This window comes from uncultured Nocardioides sp. (assembly GCF_902805925.1).
Classification (GTDB): domain Bacteria; phylum Actinomycetota; class Actinomycetes; order Propionibacteriales; family Nocardioidaceae; genus Nocardioides.
This window is the reverse complement of record NZ_CADCUP010000066.1, coordinates 1-9,831: the sequence shown is the minus strand read 5'-3', so window position 1 is coordinate 9,831 and position 9,831 is coordinate 1. Positions and strand designations below refer to the sequence as shown.

The following is a 9,831-nucleotide window of genomic DNA, read 5'->3' as shown; positions in this document are numbered from 1 at the left end:
CTGGGTGTCCCTTCCGCTAAAGGAAAGGGACACCCACCGGTTCTCGCTGCGCTCGCCGGCCTCCTGTACCGACAGACGGCGGTAGACGCTGACTGTTGCCGGGGCTCGATGAGGGTCAGCTCACGCAGAACTCGTTGCCTTCCGGGTCGCGCAGGACGACGTAGTACAACAAGTCACGTGGCTTGTCGCCTTTCGTTCGCCGATCCACCGTTGCGCCAAGACGCACCAGTTCGGCAACCTTCGCTTCGACGATCTCGACTCGTCCTTCCATCGTCAATCTGTCGTCGCGGCCGGTGGGATACAGATCGAGATGGAGCCGATTTTTCCCGGTTTTTGACTCAGGAACCTTCTGAAATCAGATGGGTGGGCCGACCCCGGCCGGATCGAAGATGCGGTCACCAAGGGCTGGGTCCTTCCCAAGTCGGCCGCGGTAGTGCGCGTTCCAAGTGGTGAGCGAGTCGATCGGCGGAACGGGCTGATAGCCCAACGCCACTGCCCAGAAACGAGCCAGTCCGGGCGGGTCGTTAGCATCGATCGCCAGTTGCCAAAAGGTCACCCGGGAACGAAGGCGCCATGCGTCATCGTGCCGCACGCGGTCGGTTCCGTAGTTGCGCCGACATGCGGCGGTGTGACGCCGAGTGCGGAGCCGAACCGCACTACGCCGACGACCGCGGCGATGACCTGTTCCCTCTCCGTCTGCGCCTCGTCCCTGATCCGTACGTCATCTCAGGCTCCTCGCCCTCGTGGCTCGGGTGGCAATCAGATCGGGCGCGGCGGCAAGACCGCCATCGAGTGGGCAGCGACGGAGCAGGAACAGGCAGTCAGCGAGCGGCTCCCGGCATGAGGGTGTGGGGGTGCGGTGCCGTGGGGTGCGCCGCCGAGGACGTCGGGACGACGATCGGCAGCCCGGTGCGGGGGTCGGCCAGCACGTCGGCGTCGAGGCCGAAGACGGTGCTGAGCAGGTCGGGGGTGAAGACGTCGGTGGGGCTGCCCTGCTCGACCACGACGCCCGCCCTCATCACGACGATGAGGTCGCTGTAGCGGGCCGCGAGGTTGAGGTCGTGCAGCACCATCGCGACGGTGCGGCCGCGCCCGCGGTTGAGGCGCGTGACCAGGTCGAGGACCTCCACCTGGTGGGCGAGGTCGAGGTAGGTCGTCGGCTCGTCGAGAAGCATCAGCTCGGTGTCCTGGGCCAGCGTCATCGCGATCCAGGCGCGCTGGCGCTGGCCGCCGGAGAGCTGGTCGAGCGGCCGGTCGCGCAGGTCGAGGGTGTCGGTCATGGCCAGCGCCGCGTCGACGACGTCCTCGTCCTGGGGCGACCACTGGCGAAACCACCGCTGGTGGGGGTGCCGGCCGCGGCCGACGAGGTCCCGCACGAGGAGCCCCTCGGGAGCGACGGGCGACTGCGGCAGCAGGGCCATCCGGGTCGCGATCTCGCGGGTGGGGATGGCGTCGAGCGGCCGGTCGTCGAGCACCACCCGGCCCGAGGTCGGCGACAGCAGCCGGGCCATCGTGCGCAGCAGCGTCGACTTCCCGCACCCGTTGGGGCCGATGATCGTGGTGACCTTCCCGTCGGGGATCGCCAGGCTGAGGTCGCGCACGACCGGCTCGGCGCCGTACCCGACGGTCACGGACTCCGCGCGCAGGCGGGCACCGATGAGATTGGTGGAGGTCATGCGGTCACCTTCGTGTTCGCTCGGAGGAGCAGCCAGATGAGGTACGGCGCGCCGATGGCCGCGGTGACGAGCCCGGCGGGCATGGCGAAGGGCAGCACCACGCGGGTGATCAGGTCGGCGCCGACGACCAGGCAGGCGCCGTACACCATCGAGGCGACCACCGGCGGGCGCGAGCCGCCGACGAGGCGCAGCGCGACCTGGGGCACCACGAACGCGACGAACTCCAGCGGTCCTACCGCGCTGACGGCGACCGCGGCCAGGCCGACCGCGGCCAGCAGGGTGAGCAGCTGGGTGGTCTGGAGCCGCACGCCCAGGCCGCGTGCCGGCTCGTCGCCGAGCTGGAGGGCGTTGAGGGTGCGGACCAGCAGGAGCGAGACCGGCACCAGGACGGCGAGGGTCCAGACCAGGGGAGTGGCCTGGTCCCAGCCGCGACCGGTGAGGGAGCCGCTGAGCCAGACCTGGGCGCTGGCGGCGTCCTCGATGCGGGCGCGGACGAGCAGCCACGAGGTCAGCGCCATCAGCGCCGCGCCGAGGCCGATGCCGACCAGCACGAGGCGCTGGCCGTCGATGCCGCGCCGCCACGACAGCACGTAGAGCAGCGTGGCGGTGAGCAGCGCGCCCACGAACGCCGCGAGGGGCAGGCCGACCGCCTGGAGGGTGCCGCCGACCAGGCCGCCGGAGTAGCCGGTCACGCCGGTCAGCACGATCACGGCCACCGCGCCGGCGGCCGCGCCCTCGGTGACGCCGAGGATGTCGGGGCTGGCCAGCGGGTTGCGGGCGAAGGTCTGGGTCAGGGCCCCGGAGAGCCCGAGGGCGGCGCCGGTCAGCACCGCGACGAGGGTCTGCGGGAGGCGCAGGTCCAGGACGATGAACTCCTGGCCGGCGTCGCCCTGCCCGAGCAGCGTGGTGAGCACCTCGGCGACCGGGAGGGGGAAGTCGCCCAGTGCCAGGTCGAGCGCCACCAGGAGGCCGAGGAGCAGCAGGCCGGCCACGGAGACGGCGAGTGCCCGCAGCGGCACCAGCCACGAGGTGGGCCCCAGGCGCAGGGGGGCCGACAGGGTCGTCACAGCCGCACCATCCGCGTCCGTCGCACGAGCAGCACGAAGATCGGGCCACCGACCAGCGCCATCACGATGCCGACCTGCACCTCGCCGGGGCGGGCGATGACCCGGCCGAGCGTGTCGGTGAGCACGAGGAGCAGCGCGCCGAGGAGGCCGGCGTACGGCACGACCCAGCGGTAGTCGGGGCCGGTCAGGAAGCGCGCCAGGTGCGGCACCACGAGGCCGAGGAAGGCGATCGGGCCGCAGGCGGCCGTGGCGCCGCCGGCCAGCAGCATCACGGCGGTGACCCCCAGCACCTTGTGGCGCGCCGGGTGCATGCCGAGGGAGCGGGCGACGTCGTCGCCGAGCTGGAGCAGGTTCAGGCCGGGGGCGCTGGTCGCGGCCAGCAACAGGCCGGCGGCGAGGAAGGGGGCCACCTGCCGGAGCACGTCCGTGCCGCGGCCGGCGGTGGAGCCCACCACCCAGAAGCGGTAGGAGTCGAGCACGTCGACGTCGCGCAGCACGACGGCCTGGGTCAGCGAGGCGAGCAGGGCGGTGATCGCGGCGCCGGCGAGGACGAGCGAGACCGGGTCGGGCCCACGGCGCGTCGAGCCGATCGCGAACACCGCGACGGAGGCGAGCCCGGCTCCGACGAGCGCGAACCAGGCGTAGCCGGCGGTGTCCGAGACACCCAGGACGTGGATGCTCAGCACGACGGCGAAGGCGGCGCCCGAGGAGACGCCCAGCAGGCCGGGCTCGGCGAGCGGGTTGCGGGTGTGCCCCTGCATCAGCGCCCCGGCGACGCCGAGGGCCGCTCCGACCGCGAGCCCGAGCACGGTGCGGGGCACCCGCAGGCCGTGCACGATCGTGGAGACCTCCGAGCCGTCGGGCCGGAGGAGGACGTCGAGCACGGTGCCCGGCGCGATGCTGCGGCTGCCGACCACCAGGCTGAGCAGGCCGGCCGCGGCGACGACCAGCGCGAGCACCAGCACGCCGAGCGGCGACCCGTGGCGTGGCCGGCGCACGTCCTCGCGGGGCCGGCCCGCGCGGGCGACGCCGGCGGCGGCGGTGGTGGACATCGATTCCCTCTCCGAAGGCTAGTTAGGCAAGCCTAACCAAATGCCTCCGGGCCTTCGACATGGGGGCGCGAGTCCGGTCGAACGGCCCCGCCGCGGGTAGCCTCGGGACGTGACGACCTCCCCGCGTCCGCGGACTCCGCCGCCAGGGCTGACCGTCGGCGGCTACGCCCTCCTCACCCGTCTCGGTGAGGGCGGCATGGGGGTCGTCCACCTGGCCCAGCGGCCGGGCGGCCCCCGGGTGGCCCTCAAGGTGCTGCGGCCGCACGTCGTCGGTGACGACGAGACCAGGGCGCGGCTGGCCCGCGAGGTCAGCTCCCTCTCGCGCATCCGCAGCAGCCGGGTGGCCGAGATCGTCGACGCCGACCCGTGGGGCGACATCCCCTACGTCGCCACCCGCTACGTGCCGGGGCTCTCCCTGCACGACGAGGTGGACGAGTCCGGCCCGATCCTCGGCGACGACCTGCACTGGGTGGCCCGCTGCCTGGCCGAGGCGCTGACGGCGGTGCACGCCGTCGGGGTGCTGCACCGCGACATCAAGCCCTCGAACGTGCTGATGGAGGGCCGCACGCCCATCCTCATCGACTTCGGCCTCGCCCGGGTCGCCGAGGACCCCAAGATCACCCACACCGGGTGGCTGCTCGGCACGCCGGGCTACCTCGCCCCCGAGATCCTGTACGGCGACGACGCCACGACCGCCTCCGACGTGCACTCGTGGGCGGCGACCGTGGCGTTCGCCGGCCTCGGCCGCGCGCCGTTCGGCCGCGGGCCGGCGATGGCGATCATGGACCGGGTCCGCCGGGGGCAGCACGACCTCGCCGGCCTCGACGACCCCCTGCGCGACGTCCTCCTCGCCGCGCTGGACCCCGACCCCACGCGGCGCCCGACGCTGCCCGACCTGGTCGCGTGGCTCACCGACCCCCGGGGCAGCCGGGTCCTCGATCCGCCGGCCGACCCGGTGACCGAGCCCCTGCGGCTGGTCGACCCGGACCCGTTCACCCTGCCGCTGGCGGTCGCCGCCGCGGGCCGGGCCGAGAGCCCGACCCGGCACGAGCACGCCGAGGGCGGACCCGACGTGCCGGTGCAGGGGCGGGCGCCGCTCGGCGAGCGGCTGCGCCGCTTCGGGACCCTGCTGTCGCTCGCCGCCGTGGCTGGTGGTGCGGTCGCCCTCGCGCCGTACCTCGCCGTCGCCGGCATCTTCCTGCTCACGTGGCTGCTGCGCAGCGGCTCGCTGGCCGCGTCCGCGGCGGGCGACCGCCGCCGGCTGCGCGGTGCCAGGTGGTACGACGGTCCGCAGACCATGCTCGCGACGCCCTGGCACGTCGCGGCCGGCCTACCCGGGACCGTCCTGCTGACCCTCTGGGCGGGAGGCGTCGCCGCTGCCGTGGCGCTGCTGTGCTTCGCGGCGGCGACCGGTGCGGTGCCCACCCTCGGGCTCTGCGGTGGCGCGCTCGCCGGAGGGCTGTGGTTCGGTCCCGGCGGGTCGCGCGTCCGCCGGCCGCTGCAGCGGGTCGTGCACCCGCTGGCGGCGCGGCCCGTCCCGTGGCTGGTCGCCGTCGCTCTGGTGCTGGCGCTGGCCGCCGCGCTCGGCTCGCTGGCCACCAGCCGGGGCATCTCGTGGGCGCCGGCACAGGACGACCCGTTCTCGCTCCTCCGCTGAGGCGGCCCCGCCCGGATCACGAGACCCCGGCCCGGGGCCGCCGGTCCGTGGCAGCATGACCGACGTGCACCAGCCCGGCAGCCTCATCCCCTAGCGCGACGGGTCCACCCCGCCGCGCCGACCTCTCGTCCACCGGGAGGTCTTCTCCATTTCCGGCCCCGTCCGCACCACACGAGAGAGCGACCATGGACCTCCAGGGTGACTTCCACGTCTACGACACGACGCTGCGCGACGGGGCGCAGCAGGAGGGGCTCAACCTCTCGGTGGCCGACAAGCTGGCGATCGCCCGGCACCTCGACGGGCTGGGCGTCGGCTACATCGAGGGCGGATGGCCCGGGGCGAACCCCAAGGACACCGAGTTCTTCCGCCGCGCCAGCACCGAGCTCGACCTGCGGCACGCGCGACTCGCGGCCTTCGGCTCCACCCGCCGCGCCGGCGTCCGCGCGGCGGACGACCCCGGCATCGCGGCGCTGCGCGACAGCGGTGCCTCGGTCGTCACCCTGGTCGCCAAGTCCCACGACCGGCACGTCGACCTCGCGCTGCGCACCACGCTGGCGGAGAACCTGGCCATGGTCCGCGACACCGTCACCCACCTGCGTGAGGAGGGCCAGGCGGTCTTCCTGGACGCCGAGCACTTCTTCGACGGCTACCGCGACAACCGGGACTACGCGCTCGAGGTGCTGCGCACGGCCTACGACGCGGGCGCCGCGGTCATCGCGCTGTGCGACACCAACGGCGGCATGCTGCCCGGCTGGGTCTCCGACGTCGTCCACGACGTCATCGAGACCACCGGCGTGCGGGTGGGCATCCACTGCCACAACGACACCGGGTGCGCGGTGGCCAACACCCTGGCCGCGGTCGACGCGGGCGCCACGCACGTGCAGGGCACGATCAACGGGTACGGCGAGCGCACCGGCAACGCCGACCTCGTGAGCGTGGTCGCCAACCTGGAGCTGAAGCTGGACCGCCGGGTGCTGCCGAGCGGGCTGCTCCGCGACGCGACCCGCATCGCCCACGCCGTGGCGGAGGTGACGAACTTCCCGCCCGCCTCGCGCCAGCCCTACGTCGGCACCTCGGCGTTCACTCACAAGGCCGGCCTGCACGCCAGCGCCATCAAGGTCGACCCCGACCTCTACCAGCACATGGACCCGCTCGGGGTCGGCAACGACATGAGGCTGCTCGTCTCCGACATGGCCGGGCGCGCGTCGATCGAGCTCAAGGGCAGGGAGCTGGGCTTCGACCTCTCCGGCGACCGGGACCTCGTCACGCGGGTGACCGCGCGCGTCAAGGACCTCGAGCAGCGCGGCTACACCTTCGAGGCGGCCGACGCGTCGTTCGAGCTGCTCCTGGTGGAGGAGGTCGAGGGCCGGCGGCCGTCGTACTTCGACGTGGAGTCGTGGCGCGTCATCACCGAGACCCGGCCGGGCGCCGAGGCGGTCTCCGAGGCGACGGTGAAGCTGCGGGCCGCCGAGGTGCGCTACGTCGTCACCGGGGAGGGCAACGGACCGGTCAACGCGCTCGACGCGGCGCTGCGGGAGGCCATCGGCCAGGCGTTCCCGGAGGTCGCGCAGTTCGAGCTGATCGACTACAAGGTGCGCATCCTCGACCAGGGCCACGGCACCGACGCGGTCACGCGGGTGCTCATCGAGACCTCCGACGGGGAGTCGACCTGGGTGACGGTGGGCGTGGGGCACAACGTCATCGAGGCCTCGTGGGGTGCGCTGCTCGACGGGCTCACCTTCGGCCTCCGGCGCCAGCAGGCCGCGGGCTGACCCGGCTCAGGCCAGGCCGGCGAAGGTCTTGCCGCGGAAGGCGGCGAGCCGCTCGCCCTGCTCGGCGAGGCCCGGGGGCGGGTCGCCGCCGGACCACATCTCGACGCTCACGGTGAGCCTCGAGCCGGAGGTGCGCGGCCGCCACGAGCCGACCGGCTCGTGCCCCTCGAGCACGGCGCCGGGGCGGCCGAGGGCGCGCCACAGGTCCTTGCGGGCCGTCGCGTCGGGCAGCACCAGCTCGCGGTCGCGGCCCTGGAGGAGGAGGTCGAACGGACCCAGCAGCAGCACGCCGTCGGCGGCCGGCGGGTCGTGCAGGGCGGCCTCGTCGTCGACCAGCAGCTCCGACCGGCTGCCCTCGACGGTCACGGGCACCACGTCGTCGGGCCAGCGGGCCCGCACCTCCGCGACCGTGGTGTCGAGGTAGCCCGCCACCAGCCTCGGGGTGCTGGGGCCGAGCAGGTGCAGGACGGCCCGCACGGGGTCGAGGCGCGCGGGCACCCGCTTCGCCGGCCCGCGCCACCCGGGGATGCGGCGCAGCACCGGGGGAGAGGTGCCCGGCTCGAGCTCCAGCCCGGCGTGCAGGCAGGCGATGCGGAACGGCTGCTCGTAGGTGTGCGTGGCCCCGCAGGGGTCGCACCAGCGGAGAAAGGGCTCGTCGAGCCGCTGGGTGAGGGCCGACGACAGCTCGCCCTTGACCGTCGGCCGCCGGACGACGTCGCGCATCTGGACGGCCACGGTCTCGAGGGCGTCGAGGACGCCGATCCCGGCCGTGCGCAGCGGAGCGGCCGCGTCGAAGATCCGCTTGCCGGCGTCGGCGTCGCTCCACGGCCACGTCGCGGCGGCGACCGCGGCCGCGTCCGCACGGCGGTAGAGGTGCGGTGCGCCGCGCAGGGTCCACGCCAGCAGGAGCTCGTCGGCGGGCACGGAGCAGCGGCGCAGCTCCAGCGCCCAGGCAGCGCCGTCCGGACCGGTGTCCTGCACACCGAGGTCGAGGACCGGGGAGTCTGCGCGCGCCCGCGGCGCGTCGAGGGCCTGGGCGTGGACGCGGTAGCGGAGCACCTGCTCGCGGGTCACCGACCGGTCAGCCACGGCCCACCACCCGGCGCACGAGGTCGTCCCAGCCGGCCGCGATCCGATCGACCGGGACGTGCTCGATCTCCACCTGCTGGGTCAGGATCGTCACCTCCAGCGGCGCGATGAGGGCGGTGGCCAGCATGGCGACGTCTCCCCGGACCTGCAGCTCGCCGAGGAGGTGGCGCACGTGCATGGCGGTGAACGAGACCGCGGCGTACGCCCGTGAGCCCGAGCCGCCCGCGGCTCGGATCAGGTGGGCGTGGGTCAGGTTGAGCTGGATGCGTGAGTGCCCGAAGGCGAGCAGCCGGTCCATCGGTGCCGCCCCTGGGCCCAGTGGTGGCGGACCGGACAGCACCGCGGCCTGCCAGGCGGTCTCCGACCGGTTGAGCAGCGCGCCCATGAGCCCCTCGCGGCTCTCGAACCGCCGGAAGACCGTGCCCTTGCCCACCCCCGCCTCGGCGGCCACGGCGTCCATGGTCACGCCCTCGACGCCGCAGTGATCGATGAGACGCTCCGCGGCGCCCAGCAGCGCCTCCCGGTTGCGCGCCGCGTCGGCGCGCTCGGGCGCGGGCTCGTCGGCACGCGGCAGGTGGATCGGCACGCCCGCCAGCCTAGGCGTGACCGCCCCCCGTGCGGGGAGCCGTGAGCGTGCAACGGGCCGCTCCAGGACACCGGGCGGCATGGATCCCGAGAGCGAGCAGGACCTGATGGGTGCCCCCACTCCGGAGCACGAGGTGGTCGCCGAGGCGGTGGCGTCCACCGCCGAGGCATACGGCCGGGACGTCGGCACGGACGTGGTGCGACACCTGCGCGACGTGCTCGCCGTGCGCGGCCTGCGCACCGCCGACCACGCCTGGCTGGAGGAGACAGCGCGCCGGATCAGGTCGGGCCACGAGATCGGCCTCGACGACCCGCGGGGCCCCGGCCTGCCGTCGTTCGAGGGTGGCGGCACAGCCGGGAATAGAAGCGGACCGTGGTCCGGTTGAGGCAGTCATGACTATCCACCGCACCGAGGAGCCCACCGTGTCCGAGACCCGCGTCGTCGTCCTCGTCGGCAGCCTGCGTGCCGACTCCCTCAACCGCCGCATCGCCGAGACCCTGCGCGACAACGCGCCGGCCGGCGTGTCCGTCCAGATCGCCGAGGGCCTCGGCGAGATCCCGTTCTACAACGAGGAGATCGACGCCGGGCAGGCTCCCGCCGCCGCGCAGGCGCTGCGCGACCTCGTCGCCGGCGCCGACCGCGTGCTCGCGGTGACCCCCGAGTACAACGGCACCATGCCGGCCGTGCTCAACAACGCCATCGACTGGCTCTCCCGGCCGTACGGTGCCGGCGCCATCGCCGGCAAGCCGTTCGCCGTGGTCGGTGCCACTCCCACGCCGTACGGCGGCAAGTGGTCGCACGACGACGCCCGCCGCTCCGCCGGCATCGCCGGTGCCGTGGTCCGCGCCGACATCGTCGTCTCGCAGCCGGCCATGAGCGGCGACATTCTCGCCGACCAGGAGATCGTAGACACCCTGCTGGGTGCGCTCCGC

The 9,831-nt window shown here is 74.0% G+C and carries 9 protein-coding genes and 1 pseudogene; 4 read left to right on the top strand and 6 right to left on the bottom strand.

All coding sequences use genetic code 11. The features are described 5' to 3' along the window. Positions 1-115: 115 nt before the first annotated feature. The 4 genes and pseudogenes from QZX64_RS04520 to QZX64_RS04505 form a co-directional block, all read right to left on the bottom strand. Positions 116-343 (bottom strand): annotated as a pseudogene (locus QZX64_RS04520) (VOC family protein); the annotation flags it as partial. A 478-nt stretch (positions 344-821) separates the two neighbouring features. Beyond that, complete coding sequence (locus tag QZX64_RS04515; RefSeq protein WP_295657326.1) at positions 822-1,676, bottom strand: ABC transporter ATP-binding protein; 855 nt, start codon at positions 1,674-1,676, stop codon at positions 822-824. Continuing rightward, the gene (locus QZX64_RS04510) at positions 1,673-2,743 is read right to left on the bottom strand and encodes an iron chelate uptake ABC transporter family permease subunit (RefSeq protein WP_295657324.1); all 1,071 of its coding nucleotides are present in this window, start codon (positions 2,741-2,743) and stop codon (positions 1,673-1,675) included. Before QZX64_RS04510 ends, QZX64_RS04515 begins: the two co-directional genes overlap by 4 nt. After that, the gene (locus QZX64_RS04505; protein WP_295657323.1) at positions 2,740-3,795 is read right to left on the bottom strand and encodes an iron ABC transporter permease; all 1,056 of its coding nucleotides are present in this window, start codon (positions 3,793-3,795) and stop codon (positions 2,740-2,742) included. Before QZX64_RS04505 ends, QZX64_RS04510 begins: the two co-directional genes overlap by 4 nt. A 109-nt stretch (positions 3,796-3,904) precedes the next feature. Between QZX64_RS04505 and QZX64_RS04500 the strand changes: the two genes are divergently transcribed. Both QZX64_RS04500 and cimA read left to right on the top strand, forming a co-directional pair. Then, entirely contained in the window at positions 3,905-5,452 is a 1,548-nt protein-coding gene (locus QZX64_RS04500) for a serine/threonine-protein kinase (RefSeq protein WP_295657322.1), read from the top strand. Positions 5,453-5,637: 185 nt separating this feature from the next. Further along, positions 5,638-7,224, top strand: a complete 1,587-nt coding sequence (gene cimA / locus QZX64_RS04495) for a citramalate synthase (protein ID WP_295657320.1) — start codon at positions 5,638-5,640, stop codon at positions 7,222-7,224. Positions 7,225-7,230: 6 nt separating this feature from the next. On the opposite strand, the gene QZX64_RS04490 is transcribed toward cimA, so the two are convergent. Both QZX64_RS04490 and QZX64_RS04485 read right to left on the bottom strand, forming a co-directional pair. Next, a complete protein-coding gene (locus QZX64_RS04490; protein WP_295657319.1) occupies positions 7,231-8,313 on the bottom strand; it encodes a DNA glycosylase AlkZ-like family protein in 1,083 nt (360 codons plus the stop codon). Beyond that, a complete protein-coding gene (locus QZX64_RS04485; protein WP_295657318.1) occupies positions 8,306-8,899 on the bottom strand; it encodes a TetR/AcrR family transcriptional regulator in 594 nt (197 codons plus the stop codon). The genes QZX64_RS04490 and QZX64_RS04485 overlap by 8 nt, the downstream gene beginning before the upstream one ends. A 79-nt stretch (positions 8,900-8,978) precedes the next feature. Here QZX64_RS04485 and QZX64_RS04480 point away from each other — a divergent pair, with 79 nt between their 5' ends. Both QZX64_RS04480 and QZX64_RS04475 read left to right on the top strand, forming a co-directional pair. Beyond that, a complete protein-coding gene (locus tag QZX64_RS04480; protein ID WP_295657316.1) occupies positions 8,979-9,284 on the top strand; it encodes a hypothetical protein in 306 nt (101 codons plus the stop codon). 37 nt (positions 9,285-9,321) lie between these two features. Beyond that, positions 9,322-9,831, top strand: a 510-nt coding sequence (locus QZX64_RS04475) for an NADPH-dependent FMN reductase (protein WP_295657314.1), incomplete at its 3' end; no start/stop codon positions are given.

Bases quoted from the DNA above. Each gene is read 5' to 3' on its own strand.
- QZX64_RS04515 (WP_295657326.1), bottom strand. From the start codon at position 1,676: ATGACCTCCACCAATCTCATCGGTGCCCGCCTGCGCGCGGAGTCCGTG.
- QZX64_RS04505 (WP_295657323.1), bottom strand. From the start codon at position 3,795: ATGTCCACCACCGCCGCCGCCGGCGTCGCCCGCGCGGGCCGGCCCCGC.
- cimA (WP_295657320.1), top strand. From the start codon at position 5,638: ATGGACCTCCAGGGTGACTTCCACGTCTACGACACGACGCTGCGCGAC.
- QZX64_RS04480 (WP_295657316.1), top strand. From the start codon at position 8,979: ATGGATCCCGAGAGCGAGCAGGACCTGATGGGTGCCCCCACTCCGGAG.